The organism is Micromonospora gifhornensis, assembly GCF_016863515.1.
GTDB lineage: Bacteria > Actinomycetota > Actinomycetes > Mycobacteriales > Micromonosporaceae > Micromonospora > Micromonospora gifhornensis.
In genome coordinates this window covers 173091-189858 of sequence record NZ_BOPA01000020.1, presented here as the reverse complement: position 1 = coordinate 189858, position 16768 = coordinate 173091, and the positions used below count along the sequence as shown (strand labels likewise).

The window sequence follows — 16768 nt, the reverse complement described above, 5'->3', positions numbered from 1 at the left end:
CCGACACCGTAGGGGACGAATCCGGCCGACGTTGAACCTTTTCGGCCCGGGAACCGAACTACCAGGTGTGGCCGGAGCCGGTTCCGGCCACGTCGACACGGATGGGGAACCCAGGATGGCGATGACGCGCGGCGGCAGCCGTCGACGCCGGGGTGGGCTGGTGGCCGCCCTGGCCACGGCCGGGGTGCTGCTCTGGCCTGCGACCACGGCGTGGGCCGACGGCGTGACGTTCACTCCGGCCGAGGCCCAGCAGGGCAACTCGGTCAAGCTCGAGTTCCTGGTGCCCGACGAACGGCCCGGGGTCCGGACCGAGCGGATCGAGATCCGGATGCCGGCGGAGACTCCGGTGGCCGAGGTGTATCCGCTCTCGGTGGAGGGCTGGGCGCCCGCGATCACCACCCGCAAGCTGGACGTCCCGGTCGCGGGCATGCACGGCCCGGCGACCGATGTCGTGACCGCCGCGCTGACCTGGACCCGCGCTCCCGGTCCGGCGGATCCGGGTCCGGCCCGCCTGGTCTTCTCGATGGCCCCGCTGCCGCAGACCGACCAGGTGAGCTTCGAGCTGACCCAGACCTACGCCGACGGGCTCCAGGTGCATTGGGGTGCCGGCCCCGGTCAGCGTCCGCTGCCGCCGCTGACCCTGACGCCCGGCGACCCGGCCTACCCCGGCGCGCACGGTGGTCACGGCACGGCCCCGGAAGGCTCGTCGGCCGACACCCCGGCGGCTCCGGCCGGCACCGACGGGGGCCCGAACGCCGACAGCCTGAACGCCAACAGTCTGGTCGCCGCCGGTCTGGTCGCCGGTCTGGGCGGCGGTGCGGTGGTGGGCTGGCTGATCAGCCGGCGCCGCCGCAGCACCACCGAGGACGTCGACCGCACGGTGCTCGACGAGGAACCGAGCGCCGAGCAACCGACCGCACCGGTCGCCGAGCAGGAGCAGCGGGTCGGCGTCCGGCGCTGAGTGGGTCGGGCGTCGGGGTCAGCCGGTCCACTCCGGTAGCGGTTCACGGGCCGCCAGCCAGCCGGTGGGCACCCCGCCCGAGGTGCCGACTCCGGTGTACCCGGCCACCATCCCGCCGACGATGGCGGCGGTGGTGTCCACGTCCCCGCCCGCCTCGACACAGGCCCGTACGGCCGCCGGATAGTCGTCCAGGTAGCTGGCGGCGACCCACAGGGTGAAGGCGACGGTGTCCTGCGCGGTGACCCGGCTGCCGTTGCCGAGCGCCGCCACGACCTCGGTCAGCGGTCGACCGAGCAGGTCGACGGCCCGGCGTACGCCCCGGTGCACCTCGGTCGCCGGATCCAGCGCGGCGGCCACCCCGGCGAGCAGCCGGGCCGGGTCGGGTCGGTCGCCGTCCAGGCGGGCCCGCGCGGCCAGCGACGCGGCCACCGCCACCGCGACGGCACCGGCGATCCCCTCCGGGTGGGCGTGAGTCACCTCGGCCGACGCCTGCGCCTGCGCGGCGGCCCGGCTGGTCGAGTCGGCGAAGTACGCACCCAGCGGCGCGACCCGCATCGCCGCGCCGTTGCCGCACGAGCCCTGCCCGTCGAAGGCGGCGGCAGCGGCGACCGGCCAGGGGGTACCGGTGCGGATCAGCCGCAGGATGCGCACGGCACCGGGGCCGTAACCCCGGTACGGTTCGCAGCGCTGCGCGAACGCGACCGCCAGGGCGTCCCGGTCGATGCTGCCCGTCTGCGCCAGGGCTGCCAGCACCGAGCAGGCCATCTCGGTGTCGTCGGTCCACTGCCACGGTGCCGGCGGAAGCAGCCCGGCAGCCAGGTCGGCCGGCTTGCGGCCCGGTACGAAGAACTGGGATCCGAGGGCATCGCCGACCGACAGACCCGCGAGGCTGTCCCGGGCCAGCGTGAGTCGGGTGTCCGGGTAAAGGGTGAATGTCATCGTCATATCAGCTTGGCGGGTTCCGGGGTGGGCCGCAACGACGAACCATCCGCCGCGCCGAGTACCGTGCTGGGGTGGCCACCGTCCTCCTGGTCGAAGACGATCATGTCGTACGCGGCGCGATGCTGCGGTCGCTCACCGATCGAGGTCACGCGGTGCACGCCGTCGGCACCGCCCTGGACGCGCTGCGCCGGGTCGCCGCGGAGGTGCCCGATCTCGTCGTCCTCGATCTGGGGTTGCCGGATCTGGACGGCTCGGACGCGCTGCGGATGCTGCGCGGCATCACCGACGTACCGATCATCATCGCCACCGCCCGCGACGACGAACAGTCCGTGGTCAAACTGCTGCGGGCCGGAGCCGACGACTACATGGTCAAGCCGTTCACCGGCGCGCACCTGGACGCCCGGATCACCAGCGTGCTGCGGCGGGTGGGCCGGGCCAGTCGGGCGGAGCAGCCGGTCGTGCTCAGCGTCGGCGGCCTGCGGGTCGACCTCGGCGAACGCAGCGCACAGCTCGACGGGGAGTCGCTGGCGCTGACCCGAAAGGAATTCGACCTGCTGGCATACCTCGCCGCGCGTCCCGGCCGGGTAGTGTCCCGGCGGGAGCTCTTGGAGGAGGTATGGCGGCAGCCATCGGTCGGCGAGGACCAGACCATCGACGTTCACCTGTACTGGCTACGCCGCAAAATGGGCGAGTCCGCGGCGAAGCCACGCTACCTGCGCACCGTGCGGGGGGTGGGCTTCCGGCTGGTGGCGCCGGACTGAGGCGGTCCCTGGCCCTGGCGACGGCCGGCATGGGCGTACTGCTGGCGCTGGTCTTCCTGGTGCCGCTCGGGCTGACCCTCGGCAGCCAGGCCCGGGAGGAGGCGATCGCCGACGCCGCCCGGCGCAGCGCGCTGGTGACCGGGGCGCTCGCGGTGAGCACCGACCCCGACGTGGTGGCCCGCGCGGTCGAGGCCAGCGGCGACGACGCGGCGACCCGCCCGGTGGTGCACGGCCTGGCCGACGACGCTGACGCCGACGCGACCGGACGGGCCGACGCCGACCACCTGGCGCAGGCGCGGGCCGAGCGGCGTTCCGTGGTGTTCGACGTCGACGGTGGCGTGTTGCGGTTGGATCCGGTGGTGCTGGCCGATCGGACCGCCGTGGTGGAGGTCTTCGTGCCGGACTCCGCCCTCGGCGGGGACGCCGGCAACCGGTGGCTGCTGCTCGCCGGTGTGGCCGTCGCCCTGGTGGGTGCGGCGGTGCTGGTGGTGGACCGGGTCGCCGCGCGGACGGTGGACGCCACCCGGGATCTGGTCAAGGCGGCGCTCGCGGTCGGCGACGGCGACCTGGGCGTACGCGTCGAGCTCAGCGGCCCCCGCGAGCTGGCCGAGGCCGGTCACGCCTTCAACCGGATGGCCGAACGTCTCGTCGCGGCCCGCACCGAGGAGCGGGAACTCGTGGCGGACCTGTCGCACCGGTTGCGTACCCCGCTGACCGTGCTGCGGCTCGACGCGGAGGCGTTGGAGCCCGACGACACAAGCGTGGGCTCGTTCAGCCAGGCGGAGTTGGACCACCGGCGGGGGATCCGGCGCATCCGGCAGGCGATCGTCACCCTGGAGGGTGAGATCGACACGCTGATCAAGACCACCCGCAAGGCGGTGACCACCGAGGCGGGGCCGGCCATGTGCGACGTCAGTGAGGTGGTCCGGGACCGGATGGTCTTCTGGGCGGCCCTGGCGGGCGACCAGAACCGTCCGCACCGGGTGATCGGCGCCCAGTTGCGGATTCCCGCGCCGGTGCCCCGGGCGGAGTTGGCCGCCGCGTTGGACGCGGTGATCGGCAACGTGTTCCGCTACACCCCGCAGGGCACCGCGTTCGAGGTGGCGGTCTCCCGACGTGACGGGTACGTGGCGATCCGGATCGACGACGCCGGGCCGGGCATCGCCGACGCCGACCGGGCGCTGCGCCGGGGTGCCAGCGACCAGGGCTCCACCGGGCTGGGTCTGGACATCGCCAAGCGGGTGGCGTTGCAGGCCAACGGTTCGGTGAGCATCGACCGGGCCCGGCTCGGCGGGGCCAGCGTGGTGATGCTGCTCGCCGACCCGGAGGCGACACCGCGTCAGGTCAGCCGTTTCGGTCTGGTCGGGCGGATGGCCCGGGAGCAGAAGAGCAGCGGGCGTCGGTGGCCCCGGCAGCGTCCGACGGGCCAGTGAACCCCGACGCGTACGGTGACCGCCGGACGTCGCAGGGATGAGCGGGTTGTGCCCCGGGACAAGTCTTCCTTAGATCGGGATTAACCCGGGCGGTGCGCCCGCCGCTCGCTGGCAGGATTCCTTCGAACCCAGCAGTTCCACCGGCCTTCGCTCCCAGCGCACCGGCCGGTGGAGCCGTGCGCGCGGCGGGAGACATGGTCCCCCCACACCTCCTCCCGCCGCGCGCCACTCACCCGGGTCGTTGCGCTTCTGCGCCGGTGCTCAGGCCAGCGCGGCCGACAGGTAGGCGTCGATCTCGTCGAGGATCCGGCGCTTGCCGGTCTCGTCGAGGAACGACGCGGCCACCGCGTTGCGGGCCAGCTGCGCCACCTGCTCCGGGCCGGCGTCGAGCAGCCGGGCGGCCACCGCGTACTCGTCGTCGAGGGTGGTGCCGAACATCGGCGGGTCGTCGGAGTTGATGGTCACCAGCAGCCCGGCCTCGACGAGGAGGGGCAGCGGGTGCTCCTCGATGGCCGGTACCGCCCGGGTCCGCACGTTGGAGGTCGGGCACACCTCCATCGGGATCTGCCGCTCGGCGAGGTACTTCAGCAGCTCGGGATCCTGCGCGGCGGAGATGCCGTGGCCGATGCGTTCGGCGCCCAGCTCGCGCAGCGCATCCCAGACGGTCTGCGGCCCGGTGGTCTCCCCGGCGTGCGGCACCGAGCGCAGTCCGGCCGCCCGAGCCTGGTCGAAGTAGGGCTTGAACTGTGGGCGCGGCACCCCGATCTCGGGGCCGCCCAGGCCGAAGCTGATCAGCCCGTCCGGGCGTTCGTCGAGGCTGATCCGCAGCGTCTCCTCGGCGGCCTCCAGTCCCGCCTCGCCCGGGATGTCGAAGCACCAGCGCAGCTCGATGCCGAAGTCGGCGGCGGCCCGTCGGCGGGCGTCCTCAATGGCCTCGCAGAACGCCGGGGCGGGGATGCCGCGGCGTACGTGCGAGAACGGCGTCACGGTCAGCTCGGCGTAGCGGACCTGTTGGCGCGCCAGTTCCCGGGCCACCTCGTGGGTGAGGATCCAGACGTCCTCCTGGTCGCGGATCAGGTCCACGACGCTGAGGTAGAGCTCGATGAAGTGCGCGAAGTCGCGGAACACGAAGTAGTCGGCCAGCTGCTGCGGATCCGCCGGGACCGGGCTGCGCCCCTCGTGGCGCGCGGCCAGCTCGGCCACGATCCGGGGTAAGGCGGAGCCGACGTGGTGCACGTGCAGCTCCACCTTGGGCAGTCCGGCGATGAAGGTACGCAGATCGGTCACAGATTCTCCTGGGCGCTGGCGCCGACACGGGCGACGACGAAGATCCGGCGGAACGGGAAGTACACCTGCCCCTGCCGCACCGGGTACGCCTCGGCGAGGCGTACGCCCAGGGCGGCCCGGAAGGCCGACCAGCCGGCGGCGTCGAGCGTGGCCCGGACCGGACGCAGCGCGGTGCCCTCCATCCAGGTCAGCACCGGATGATCCGCGTCGGGCCGGGCCTCCAGCAGGTGCACGTAGGTAGTCTCCCAGGCGTCCACGGCGCAGCCGGCGGCGACCAGCGACTCGGCGTAGTCGACCGGCTCGGCGACCGGCACCTCCCGCTGGAACGGGGCCAGTTCGGCGCGCCAGGCCGCGAGTCCGGCTACCTCACGCAGCGCGCGGTGCGACGGGGCCGCGAAGTTGCCGGGCACTCCGATGGCCATCCAGGCACCGGCGGGCAGCTGCGCGGCCCACCTGGTGAGCAGCTCACGGTGCTCAGGCACCCATTGCAGGGCGGCGTTGCTGACCAGCACGTCGGTGTGCGGGTCGGGACGCCAGTCACGCAGGTCGGCCACCTCGAAGCTGACCGGTACGTCGAGCGTGGCGGCCCGGGCGATCATCTCCGGCGAGGAGTCCAGGCCGACGATCCGGCTGTCCGGCCAGCGGGCGGCGAGGGTGGCGGTCAGGGTGCCCGGGCCGCAGCCGAGATCGACCACCGTCCTCGGCTGTTCGACCGGCACCCGGGCGAGCAGGTCCTCGAAGGGCCGGGAACGTTCGTCGCGGTAACGCAGGTAGGTCGCCGGGTCCCACATCTCACGCCTCCAAAAATACAAACCGTACGTACGTCTTGTTAGAGTACGGCCCGCTCCGGCTCACAGCAAGTGAGCAACTAGGCTCAGCCTCATGGAGCAACGCACCTTCCCCCGACTGGGTCGGCAGGCCGGCGTGGTCGGCCTCGGCGCCTGGCAGCTCGGTGCCGACTGGGGCACGGTCAGCGAGGACGACGCGATGGCGGTGCTCGATGCCGCGGTCGAGGCCGGCGTCACCTTCCTGGACACCGCCGACGTGTACGGCGACGGGCGCAGCGAGCAGCTCATCGGCCGCTTCCGGGCCGCCCGCCCGGACACCGCGCTGACCGTGGCGACCAAGATGGGCCGCCGCGTGCCGCAGACCCCCGAGGCGTACACCCTGGACAACTTCCGCGCCTGGACCGACCGGTCCCGGGCCAACCTCGGCGTGGACACTCTGGACCTGGTGCAGTTGCACTGCCCGCCGACGGTGGTCTTCGCCGACGACGCGGTCTTCGACGCCCTGGACACCCTGGTCGAGGAGAAGCGCATCGCCGCGTACGGCGTCAGCGTGGAGACCTGCGACGAGGCGCTGACCGCAATCGCCCGCCCCGGGGTGGCCAGCGTCCAGATCATCCTCAACGCGCTGCGCCACAAGCCGCTGGAGCGGGTGCTGCCGGCCGCCGCGAACGCCGGTGTCGGCATCATCGCCCGGGTGCCGCTGGCCAGCGGTCTGCTCTCCGGCCGCTACGACGAGCACACCACCTTCGCCGCCGACGACCACCGCTCGTACAACCGACACGGGGAGGCGTTCGACGTCGGCGAGACGTTCTCCGGCGTCGACTTCACCACCGGCCTGGCCGCCGTACGCCGCCTCGCCCCGCTGGTCGGCGACGACCGGACGATGGCCCAGTTCGCGCTGCGCTGGGTGCTCGACCAGCCGGGCGTCACCGTGGTGATCCCCGGCGCCCGGGACGCGGCACAGGCCCGCGCCAACGTCGCCGCAGCCGATCAACCGCCACTGTCGACATCGGAGCTGGCCGAGGTGGCCTCGGTCTACGACGAGCTGATCCGGCCGCAGGTGCATCACCGATGGTGAGTGACACACCGGCCGACAGCGTCGCGCCCCGCCGGCCCGACGACCAGGAGATCGCGATGAGCGGATGGTTCCGGCTCACCCTCGGCCTGCTGGGCGTGGTCCTCGGTGCGGCCTGCACGGTGCAGGGGCTGGGCTATGTCGAGGGCAGCGTGATGGCCGGCCAGCGGATCTGGGCCGTCATCGGCCCGGTGCTGATGCTGGCCGGCCTGGTCCTGCTCTGGCTGGGCGCGCGCGCCCGCAACCGCCGAGGGTCGGGACCGCCTGCCTGAGGTGGGCAGGAAAAAGCCCCGCGTCCTGTCGGAACGCGGGGCTTCACACCGATGTGTGGGGCGGCCTCGCCACTGGCCGGCAGCCGCCGACCGGTGTTCTCAGAGGGGGCGGACCTGCTCGGCCTGCGGACCCTTCTGGCCCTGGGCGATCTCGAACTCCACCCGCTGGTTCTCCTCCAGCGTGCGGTAGCCGCTGGACTGGATGGCCGAGAAGTGGACGAACACGTCTGCACCCCCGCCGTCGACGGTGATGAAGCCGAAGCCCTTGTCAGCGTTGAACCACTTCACGGTTCCCTGCGCCATGTGTATCTCCTTCTAAAACTGGCGGCCCAGCACGCCGTGCGGCCGGTTGGCCGTTTTCGAGCAGCGGTGCCTGAGGCGGCCCCCGGTGAAGGAGAGCTTCTCTCAACCACGCCATCTCTCAACAGCGTGGAACAGCAAACCACGTACGCAAAAACTCTGCACAGCCTAGCGGACGAAATTCTCCGACATGTGACCTGACGGATACGTCGGCATCGCTCGACGGCGGCTGTGCATGAGTCGAAAGTGCCCTGCGCGCGGCCGTTCTAGTCCGGCCAACTGCCGGTCAGGCGGCGTACGCCCACCGCTCCGCCACGATCCACGGCGGCCCGCACCACCGCGAAAATTGCTCCCTGCAGGGCCGCCGCCGCGAGGATCTCACCCCAGCGACGGTCCTCATCGGTCGCGTTGGGCGCCTCGCCGTCTCCGGCGGTCATCTTCCACACCTGACGGAAGATGCTGCCGGCGATGGCACCGGCGGCGAGGCCCATCAGCACCCCGACCGGCCGGTAGGCGGCCTTGCCGATGCCCTTGCTCATCGACGCCTCCCCTGGATGATGGCCAGAATCACCGCGGCGACGACCGCACCGGCGGCCAGCGCCACGAAGGGCGCCGGACCGCTGCGAGCCCCGTCCGCGGACATCTCCCGGCGCAGGCCGGTCTGTGCACGGACCCGGGCGACGGTCATCGCGGCCTGGTCACGCACCCGCTCCCGGGCCTGGTCCGCAGAGGACTTCAGCCGCTTCTTGACGTCGGCCTTCGCGGCCAGCGCCTCCATCGTCTCGCCCAACTCGACCCGGGTCCGCTGGATCTCCGCCCGCAGCGCCTCGGTGTCGCCGGTGCCGTTGCGCGTCATGCCCGTCCCCTGTCCTTCACCGCGGCGCTGACCACGTCGACGTCGGCGCGCAGGCTGCGCACGGTCGCCTGCGGCACCGGCGGCACCGCCCGGCTGACCTGACGGCGTCCGATCAGAGCCAGCACACCGGCGATCAGGAACATGACCACCGCCACGATCAGCGCGGCGACCCACGCCGGCATCACCAGGGCCAGCAGCAGGATCGCGGTGGTCACCAGCGCACCGAGACCGAAGAACGCGAACGCGCCGCCGCCGGCGAGCAGACCGGCACCGATGCCGGCGCGCTTGCCCTTCTCCGTCAGCTCGGCACGGGCTAGCGTGAGTTCGTCGCGCACCAGCCGGGAGACCTGCTCGGCCGCCCGCTGGACCAGCTCGGCGGTGGACGGTTCGCTCCCGAGATGGGCGGTCTTCCCGTTGTGGGATGTCCCCCCGTTGTGGGATGTCCTGATATTCGCCACGTCGGCCATGCTGTCCCCCTCTCGTTCATCACCGCGCTGTATGCCCGAACTCGCCGCCGGTCAATCCTCGACTCGTCACCCGGCGCAGCACCGAGATGGGACAGAAGCGTCCCGCAGCAGGTCCCCAGAAAACGCGCCGGCAAACGGACGCCACCGAACCGGATGTGCAATTCGAATGCCGTGACGTCCCGTGCCAGAGCGGCCGGCACCGGGTCAGTGGCGCGCCTCGGCGGGTTCGTCGGGGCCGACGAAAGCCTCGCTGCGGGCCTCGCCGTCGTCGCTGCCACCGAAGAGGCGCGCGTCGTCCGGCACGTCGGAGCGACGGCGTGGGGCCCGCGCGGGCCGTACCCACTGCCAGGGCAGGGTGCCGGCACCGTCGCCGACCTCGGCGCGCAGCCGGGGCATCGCGGTGGGCCGCTGGTCGCGTACCCAGGCCACCAGGTGTTCGCGGACCAGGCAGCGCAGGTCCCACAACGCGCCGGCGCTGGCGGCGCTCACCAACGCGCGAATCTTGACCATGCCGCCGGTCGCGTCCGTCACCTGGAGTACGCAGACCCGGCCGTCCCACAGGTCGGTGCCCTCCACCAGGCGACGCAACTCCTCCCGCATGGCCTGCACCGGAACCGACCAGTCGACCTCGAACTCGGCCGTGCCCAGCACGGCGGCCTCGGTCCGGGTCCAGTTCTGGAACGGGGTGCTGGTGAAGTAGGAGGTGGGCAGGATCAGCCGCCGGTCGTCCCAGATCTGCACCACCACGTAGCTGAGGGTCAACTCCTCGATGCGGCCCCACTCCCCCTCGACCACCACCACGTCGTCGAGGCGGACCGCGTCGCTGAAGGCCAGTTGCAGCCCGGCGAAGAGGTTGCCGAGCAGACTCTGCGCGGCCAGCGCGGCGACGATACCGACCACGCCGGCGCTGGTCAGCACGCCGGCACCGATGCCGCGGACGGCGGGGAAGGTCATCAGCATCACGCCGAGGGTGAGGACCACGATCACCACGATGGTGACCCGGCGGAGCATGACGACCTGGGTGCGTACCCGGCGGGCGTGCCGGTTGTCCGGCACGTCGACGCGGAACCGGGCCAGTGCGGTGTCCTCGACCACCACCAGCAGGGCGGCGACCAGCCAGGCGCTGGCGGCGATCACCGCGAGCACCAGCAGATGCAGCAGCACCTGCCGCCAGGGGGCGTCGACGGCGTAGCCGGTGCTGAAGCGGACGGCGAACTGCACGGACAGCACCGTCGCGGTCACCTGGGCGGCCCGGTGCGCGTGCTCGGCCAGCTCGGTCAGCAGCACCGACCGACGTCCCCACCGTCCGATCAGTCGATGCACCACCTCGACGACCACGACAGCGGCCGCCGCCGCGACGAGCGCGGCGACGACCGTAACCAGGTAACTGTGCACGTGTTCCTCTCCCTCCGGTCCGACGGCAAGATCCGCACAAAGGGGCCATCTTGCCTCGGATCGCCGCCGCCGGCCACCGCTGGGGATGCGGTGGCCGGCCGGAGGGTTCAGACCTTGCGGTAGCGGGACTGGAGGAAGCAGTAGACGCCGAAGGCGGCGATGCCCAGGCCGATCAGGAGCAGCAGGAGGGTGCCGAAGGGCTGGTCGCGCAGCGTCCGCAGCGCGGCGTCCAGGCCACGGGCCTTCTCCGGGTCGTAGTTGACCGCGGCCAGCACGACCAGCAGACCGGTGACGGCGAAGGCGCTGCCCCGGGAGATGTAGCCGGCCATGCCGAGACGGCGGGCGAGCTGGGTGGTCCGGGCGTTCATCTCACCGGTCTTCAGCCGCTTCATGAACTTCTTCTTGGCCCCGTAGACGACCATGCCGACACCGATGCCGGCGAGCACCAGACCGGCGAGGCCGACCAGCCAGCGGCCACCGCTGGACTCCATCAGCCGCGCGGTGAGCTCCTCCTGCTGGGAGGCGCTGTCGGAGTTGGCGTTGGAGAAGACCTTCCAGGCCGTCCAGGCCAACCAGAGGTAGATGACCGTCCGGGCGGCGGAGACGACCCGCTCCTTGGTCCGGTCGTTGCCCTGCGCGGCGTGGTGCCCGACGGCCGCTTCGAGGGCCTGCCAGATCGCCATGGCGAGCATGCCGACGGCGATCGCGATGACAAGGAACTTGCCCATGGGTTGCGCCGCGAGGGTACGCAGCGCGCCGGACTGGTCGCCGTCGTCGGCAGACTTGCCGAACGCGAGCTGCAGGACCAGCCAGCCGAACAACAGGTGCACGATCCCGTAGCCGATGAAACCGGCCCGGGCGAGGAGTTCCAGCCACCGGCTGTCGGCCGTACGGGCGGCGGTGGCTTCGGCGTTCCGGGTAAGAGACATGGGCTCTCAATCACCGAACGCGAAGATTTCCAAACGTGGGCCGCCGCCCGCCGTGACCGCTCAGCCCGGGTTGCGGGCGATCCGGACCGCGACCTGCGAATCCGTGACGCTGTCCAGGGTGACCCCGAGGCCACCGACCTCGGCGGCCTGCTGGCCGACGGTCAACGTCAACTGCTCACCGGCGATGTCGAGGGTGACCTGGTCGTTCTGCACACCGACCAGCTTGGCCTCGACGCCGAGGATGTTGGCACTTGCCTCGACGCCACGGTCGAAGGTCACCGTGCAGGCGTCCAGTCCGCAGTTGGTGCTGGCGCCTTCCGAGCTGCAGCCGGCCAGCAGTGCCGTGCCCAGGGCGAGACCGGCGAGCAGACCGGCGATTCTGCGGGTACGGGGGGTCCTACCGGCGGGGGGTCGGTTCATCACGCCGCCAAGCGTACGAGACGCCGGCTAACACCGTCGGCGTCGCGCCGGCCCGCGAACACCGTCGGCGTCGCGCCGGCCGGTGGACAATGGGCGGCGTGAGCATGCTGGTCGAGGAGAACGCCGCCAAACACCGCTACGAGATCCTGGTCGACGACGCGCTTGCCGGGTTCACCGCGTACCTGCCCCGCGGGGAGGCGCTGGTCTTCACCCACACCGAGGTGGACCCGGCGTTCCAGGGCATGGGCGTCGGCTCGGCGCTGATGCGCGGCACGCTGGACCAGGTCCGCGCCCAGGGTCAGCGGATCGTGCCGCAGTGCCCCTTCATGGCCGCGTTCATCAAACGCCACCCCGAGTACGCCGACCTGGTCACCAGCCTGACGTGACGGTGACTCCGCTGAGCACCTCGGCCGCGGCCCGTCCCGCGGCCCGGGTGGCGCCGTGGGTGGCGATGTGCACCGGCCCGGTGACAAGCGCGGGGACTCCCAGCTCCACCACCACCGCGTCCGGGTGGGCGGTCAGTGCCCGGTCGACGGCGGCGCGCATCCAGGTGTGCCGGTGCAGGTCCCGCACCACCAGGACCAGGGGCCGGCCGGCGGCGTCGGCGCCTGGGTCGGCCGGCGTCGCGGCCTCGGTGTAGCGGGCGACGGTGGTGCCCGGCAGCAGTTCGGCCAGGGGTGCGGCCACGCCCCACGGGGTGTCCGCGCCGATGGCGATGTTGTGCGGTGGCGCGAACTCCACCACGTGCGCGGCGCGGCCCAGCGGCAGCGCGGCCTCCCCACCGGTCCGGGTGATCCGCACGGCGCGACGGGCCGCGTGCAGACCGACCGTCGAACCGGTGCCGTCGGCCGGATCGCCGAGCGGCCCGGCCGCCCGGGCGGCCACCGTCCAGGCGGCGAGCTGACCGACCCGCTTGGCCGCTTCGGCCAGCCGCTCCTCCGGCAGGTCCCCGGCGACGACCGCGGCCACGATGGCGTCCCGCAGGTGACGGACGGTCTGCTCGTCGGCGTGCTCGCCGCCCACGCAGATCGCGTCGGCACCGGCGGCGAGGGCCCGTACGACGGCACCGGAGAGGCCGTACCGGCCCGCCACGGCCTGCATCTCGATCCCGTCGGTCACCACCACCCCGCTGAAGCCCAACTCCTCCCGGAGCAGGCCACCGAGGATCCGGCTGCTCAAGGTGGCCGGCAGGTGCGGGTCCAACGCCGGCACCAGCAGATGGCCGGTCATCACCGCCTGTACGCCCGCGGCGACAGCGGCCCGGAAGGGGGCCAGCTCGACGGCGTCCAGCCGGGCCCGGTCGGCGGTGATCCGGGGCAGGTCGTGGTGCGAGTCGACGTGGGTGTCGCCGTGGCCCGGAAAGTGCTTGGCGCAGGCGGCGACACCGCTGGACTGCAGGCCGCGTACCCAGGCGGTGGTGTGCCGGGCCACCAGCGCGGCGTCGGCGCCGAAGGAACGGACCCCGATCACCGGATTGTCCGGGTTGGAGTTGACGTCGGCGTCCGGCGCGTAGTTCAGGGTCACTCCGGCGGCGGCGAGTTCGGCACCGAGGTCGCGGGCGACCTCCTCGGTGAGCGCCGGGTCGTCCACGATGCCGAGGGCGAGGTTGCCCGGCCGGGAACTGCCCCGCACCGACTCGATCCGGGTGACGTCGCCGGCCTCCTCGTCGATCGCGACGATCACGTCGGGCCGTTCCGCCCGCAGCGCGGCGGTCAGCGCGCTGACCTGCTCCGGGTCGACGACGTTGCGGCTGAACAGGACCACCGACCCGAGCCCGTCGCCGAGCCAGCGGCGGACCCAGTCGGGTGGGACGGTGCCGACGAAACCGGGCTGGAGAACGGCTGTCGCCAACGCCGCCAGGTTTCCGTTGGACGCGCTCATGCCCGCTCTCCTCCGCTCGTACCGCCACCCGACGGTGCAGACATGGTCACACCGCGCCAACGAATAGTCAATAAACCTTACAGTTGCCTTGGGAGCGCTGCCCCGCGAGAGTGCGGGGATGGAACCGCTGCTTGCCGAAGCGACGAACGCGGCCGACATCCCCGGCGTACGCCTGCTCGGCCTGGTGGTCGGCGGCCTGCTGCTGCTCCTCGCGATCCGGGCGATGTTCCGACGCTGACCCCCACCGGGTGTGACCGGCACACCGCGGGGTACCGCTGCCGCAGACACCGACACGGCGAGGGGCAGCCCATGAAGATCGGCTACTTTCTGTCCACTGAGGAGTATGCGCCTGCGGAGCTACTGGCCCAGGCGCGGGCCGCGGAACGGGCCGGATTCGCCGCCCTCTGGATCTCCGACCACTACCACCCGTGGATCGACGCGCAGGGCCAGGCACCTTTCGTCTGGTCCATGATCGGCGCGCTGAGCCAGGCCACCCGGTTACCCGTCACCACCGCAGTGACCTGCCCGACCACACGCATCCACCCCGCCGTGCTGGCCCAGGCGGCGGCCACCAGCGCGGTGCTGCACGAGGGACGCTTCGTCCTCGGGGTCGGCTCCGGCGAAGCGCTCAACGAGCACATCCTCGGCGACCGGTGGCCGCAGGCCGGCATCCGGCTGCAGATGCTGCAGGAGGCGGTCGAGGTGATGCGCAAACTCTGGGACGGCGGGTTCGTCAACCACCACGGACGCCACTACCAGGTCGAACACGCCCGCCTCTACACGCTGCCCGAGACCCCTCCGCCGGTCTACGTCTCCGCGTTCGGTCCCAAGGCGGTCGACCTCGCCGCCCGCATCGGCGACGGCTTCATCAACACCGTGCCCGACGCCGACCTGGTGCGCCGCTTCCGCGACAACGGCGGCGGCGACAAGCCGTGCCAGGCCGGCTTCAAGGCCGCGTACGCGCCGACCGAGCAGGAGGGCGTACGGCTGGCGTACGAGCGGTGGCCGACCGAGGCGATCCCGGGCGAACTGTTGCAGGTGCTGCCCTCGCCCCGGCACTTCGAGCAGGCCGCCCAACTCGTCGACCCGCAGGCGATGCGCGAGGCGATCGTCTGCGGCAACGACGCCGAGGCACACCTGGCGCGGATCGACGCGTACGCGAAGGCCGGCTTCGACGAGGTCTACGTCGCCAACACCGGACCGCACTGGCAGGAACTGCTCGACCTGTACCAGCGGGAGGTGCTGCCCCGACTGGCCTGACCGGCGACTGCGGTATCCGGTTTCGGCGCGGCGGCACCCGGGTACCTGCGGCCCTCGATGAAACTGACCACGCACTCGATGTCGTTGCGCCGCGCGGCTCGCAGCCTGTTCGGTTGGAGCACCCTGCGGCCCAACCAGCTCGCCGCCATGCGGGCCGTGATGAAGCGCCGCGACGCCCTGGTGGTCCTGCCCACCGGCGCCGGCAAGTCGGCGATCTACCAGATCCCGGCCAGCCTGATCCCCGGCCCCACCGTGGTGATCTCGCCGCTGCTCGCCCTGCAACAGGACCAGATCGCCGCGCTCAACGAACGGCAGCGACCGGAGCTGCGCGCGGTGCGGATCAGCTCGGACGAGTCGCCCGGCCAGCAGGCCGAGGCGATCGCCGAGATCCGCGACGGGCGGGCCGAGTTCCTCTTCATCACCCCGGAGCAGCTGGCCAACCCGCAGCGGCTGGCCGAGGTCCGCGACCTGAAACCGGCGCTCGTCGCCATCGACGAGGCGCACTGCATCTCCGCCTGGGGGCACGACTTCCGCCCGGACTACCTGGCCCTCGGCCAGCTCATCGAGGGCATCGGTCGGCCCCCGGTGGTGGCGCTGACCGCCACCGCGTCCCCGCCGGTACGCGAGGACATCGTCGCCCGGCTGCGGCTGCGCGACCCGGAGATCGTGGTGTCCGGGCTGGACCGTCCGAACCTCTTCTTCGAGGTGGCGCACTGCCCGACCGAGGACTACCGGTGGCGGCGGTTGATCGCGCTGCTGGAGCAGGACGAGCGGCCGGGCATCATCTACGTGCCGACCCGTCGGGCCGCCGAGGAGCTGGCCGAGCGGCTCACCGTCGCCGGCTTCCCGGCGCAGTACTACCACGGTGGAATAGCCGGCGGCGCGCGTTCCCGGCTGCACGAGGCGTTCCTCGCCGACCAGGTGCCGATCATGGTGGCGACCTCGGCGTTCGGCATGGGCATCGACAAGCCCAACATCGCCTGGGTGGTGCACATGGCGCTGCCCGACTCGCCGGACAGCTACTTCCAGGAGATCGGTCGCGCCGGACGCGACGGCCAACCCGCCCGGGTCCTGCTGCTCTGGCAGGCCGAGGACGTCGGGTTGCAGCGGTACTTCAGCGGCGGCCTGCCGGACGCCACCGAACTCCGCGACCTGGCCGCGCTGCTGCGCAGTGGCCCGACCACCCGCAAGGAACTGCGCGAGACCACCGGCCTGGGGCCGCGCAAGCTCGGCCAGTACCTGGCGTTGCTGGAGCAGGTGGGTGCCGCGCAACAGCGCGCCGGACAGCGGGTCGGCGCGCCCCGCTACTCCCCCACCCCGGTGGAAGCCGCCGAGGCGGCCCTGGCCGAGGCCGAGCGGCAGCAGAACCTGACCCGCTCGCGCACCGACATGATGCGCGCCTTCGCCGAGACCAACGCCTGCCGGGGCCAGACCCTGCTGGCGTACTTCGGCGAGCAGATGAGCGCGATCTGCGGGCACTGCGACAACTGTCACGCCGGCACCAGCGTCGCCGACGACGGTGCGGTGGGGCCGTTCCCGGTGCACAGCCAGGTCCGGCATCCGGAGTGGGGTGCGGGCCTGGTGCTCAGTTACGAGGAAGGCCGGATGACTGTGCTGTTCGACGAGGTCGGGTACAAGACGTTGTCGGTAAGCGTGGTGTCCGAACAAGGGCTGCTGTCGCTGGACTAACCTGGGCCAGCCATCGGCCGCGCCCTTGCGCGGGTGCGGCGAGGAGACCGAC

General features: G+C 72.2%; 19 protein-coding genes. 8 read left to right on the top strand and 11 right to left on the bottom strand.

Translation table 11 applies throughout. The features are described 5' to 3' along the window. The first annotated feature begins 115 nt into the window (after positions 1–115). A complete protein-coding gene (locus tag Vgi01_RS15545; RefSeq protein ID WP_204291481.1) occupies positions 116–961 on the top strand; it encodes a DUF1775 domain-containing protein in 846 nt (281 codons plus the stop codon). An 18-nt stretch (positions 962–979) separates the two neighbouring features. Here the strand turns inward: Vgi01_RS15545 and Vgi01_RS15540 are convergent, their stop codons facing one another. Further along, complete coding sequence (locus Vgi01_RS15540; RefSeq protein ID WP_102658118.1) at positions 980–1900, bottom strand: ADP-ribosylglycohydrolase family protein; 921 nt, start codon at positions 1898–1900, stop codon at positions 980–982. A 74-nt stretch (positions 1901–1974) separates the two neighbouring features. On the opposite strand from Vgi01_RS15540, the gene Vgi01_RS15535 reads away from it, so the two are divergent. Both Vgi01_RS15535 and Vgi01_RS15530 read left to right on the top strand, forming a co-directional pair. Next, on the top strand, positions 1975–2664 hold the full coding sequence (locus Vgi01_RS15535; protein WP_102658081.1) for a response regulator transcription factor: 690 nt from the start codon (positions 1975–1977) through the stop codon (positions 2662–2664). A 29-nt stretch (positions 2665–2693) separates the two neighbouring features. Next, positions 2694–4097 (top strand): HAMP domain-containing sensor histidine kinase, encoded by a 1404-nt coding sequence (locus Vgi01_RS15530; protein WP_204291480.1) that lies wholly within the window; start codon positions 2694–2696, stop codon positions 4095–4097. Positions 4098–4358: 261 nt separating this feature from the next. On the opposite strand, the gene Vgi01_RS15525 is transcribed toward Vgi01_RS15530, so the two are convergent. Then, positions 4359–5384 carry an adenosine deaminase gene (locus Vgi01_RS15525; RefSeq protein ID WP_204291479.1) on the bottom strand — a complete coding sequence of 342 codons (1026 nt, stop codon included), beginning with the start codon at positions 5382–5384 and terminating at the stop codon, positions 4359–4361. Next, on the bottom strand, positions 5381–6175 hold the full coding sequence (locus tag Vgi01_RS15520; RefSeq protein ID WP_204291478.1) for a trans-aconitate 2-methyltransferase: 795 nt from the start codon (positions 6173–6175) through the stop codon (positions 5381–5383). The genes Vgi01_RS15525 and Vgi01_RS15520 overlap by 4 nt, the downstream gene beginning before the upstream one ends. A gap of 91 nt (positions 6176–6266) precedes the next feature. Between Vgi01_RS15520 and Vgi01_RS15515 the strand changes: the two genes are divergently transcribed. After that, complete coding sequence (locus Vgi01_RS15515; protein WP_013732670.1) at positions 6267–7250, top strand: aldo/keto reductase; 984 nt, start codon at positions 6267–6269, stop codon at positions 7248–7250. Then, the gene (locus Vgi01_RS15510) at positions 7244–7519 is read left to right on the top strand and encodes a hypothetical protein (protein ID WP_013732669.1); all 276 of its coding nucleotides are present in this window, start codon (positions 7244–7246) and stop codon (positions 7517–7519) included. The genes Vgi01_RS15515 and Vgi01_RS15510 overlap by 7 nt, the downstream gene beginning before the upstream one ends. 99 nt (positions 7520–7618) lie before the next feature. Here Vgi01_RS15510 and Vgi01_RS15505 read toward each other — a convergent pair whose 3' ends face one another. The 7 genes from Vgi01_RS15505 to Vgi01_RS15475 form a co-directional block, all read right to left on the bottom strand. Then, positions 7619–7822, bottom strand: coding sequence for a cold-shock protein (locus Vgi01_RS15505; RefSeq protein WP_013732668.1), 204 nt, complete (start codon positions 7820–7822; stop codon positions 7619–7621). Positions 7823–8085: 263 nt separating this feature from the next. After that, positions 8086–8358 (bottom strand): DUF4235 domain-containing protein, encoded by a 273-nt coding sequence (locus Vgi01_RS15500; RefSeq protein WP_102658085.1) that lies wholly within the window; start codon positions 8356–8358, stop codon positions 8086–8088. Further along, positions 8355–8675 carry a DUF3618 domain-containing protein gene (locus Vgi01_RS15495; protein ID WP_102658086.1) on the bottom strand — a complete coding sequence of 107 codons (321 nt, stop codon included), beginning with the start codon at positions 8673–8675 and terminating at the stop codon, positions 8355–8357. Before Vgi01_RS15495 ends, Vgi01_RS15500 begins: the two co-directional genes overlap by 4 nt. After that, positions 8672–9142 carry a phage holin family protein gene (locus Vgi01_RS15490; RefSeq protein ID WP_233196797.1) on the bottom strand — a complete coding sequence of 157 codons (471 nt, stop codon included), beginning with the start codon at positions 9140–9142 and terminating at the stop codon, positions 8672–8674. Before Vgi01_RS15490 ends, Vgi01_RS15495 begins: the two co-directional genes overlap by 4 nt. 204 nt (positions 9143–9346) lie before the next feature. Then, positions 9347–10537 carry a mechanosensitive ion channel family protein gene (locus tag Vgi01_RS15485; protein WP_102658087.1) on the bottom strand — a complete coding sequence of 397 codons (1191 nt, stop codon included), beginning with the start codon at positions 10535–10537 and terminating at the stop codon, positions 9347–9349. A 107-nt stretch (positions 10538–10644) separates the two neighbouring features. After that, positions 10645–11466, bottom strand: a complete 822-nt coding sequence (locus Vgi01_RS15480) for a DUF1206 domain-containing protein (RefSeq protein WP_102658088.1) — start codon at positions 11464–11466, stop codon at positions 10645–10647. A gap of 60 nt (positions 11467–11526) precedes the next feature. Continuing rightward, entirely contained in the window at positions 11527–11886 is a 360-nt protein-coding gene (locus Vgi01_RS15475; protein WP_102658122.1) for a hypothetical protein, read from the bottom strand. Positions 11887–11990: 104 nt separating this feature from the next. On the opposite strand from Vgi01_RS15475, the gene Vgi01_RS15470 reads away from it, so the two are divergent. Beyond that, the gene (locus Vgi01_RS15470) at positions 11991–12272 is read left to right on the top strand and encodes a GNAT family N-acetyltransferase (protein ID WP_239088994.1); all 282 of its coding nucleotides are present in this window, start codon (positions 11991–11993) and stop codon (positions 12270–12272) included. Here the strand turns inward: Vgi01_RS15470 and Vgi01_RS15465 are convergent. Next, on the bottom strand, positions 12256–13767 hold the full coding sequence (locus Vgi01_RS15465; protein ID WP_102658089.1) for a glycoside hydrolase family 3 protein: 1512 nt from the start codon (positions 13765–13767) through the stop codon (positions 12256–12258). The two genes, Vgi01_RS15470 and Vgi01_RS15465, sit on opposite strands and share 17 nt — an antisense overlap. Positions 13768–14076: 309 nt before the next feature. On the opposite strand from Vgi01_RS15465, the gene Vgi01_RS15460 reads away from it, so the two are divergent. Next, complete coding sequence (locus Vgi01_RS15460; protein WP_204291476.1) at positions 14077–15027, top strand: TIGR03557 family F420-dependent LLM class oxidoreductase; 951 nt, start codon at positions 14077–14079, stop codon at positions 15025–15027. A 57-nt stretch (positions 15028–15084) separates the two neighbouring features. Further along, entirely contained in the window at positions 15085–16716 is a 1632-nt protein-coding gene (locus tag Vgi01_RS15455) for a RecQ family ATP-dependent DNA helicase (protein WP_204291475.1), read from the top strand. The last annotated feature ends 52 nt before the right edge of the window (positions 16717–16768 follow it).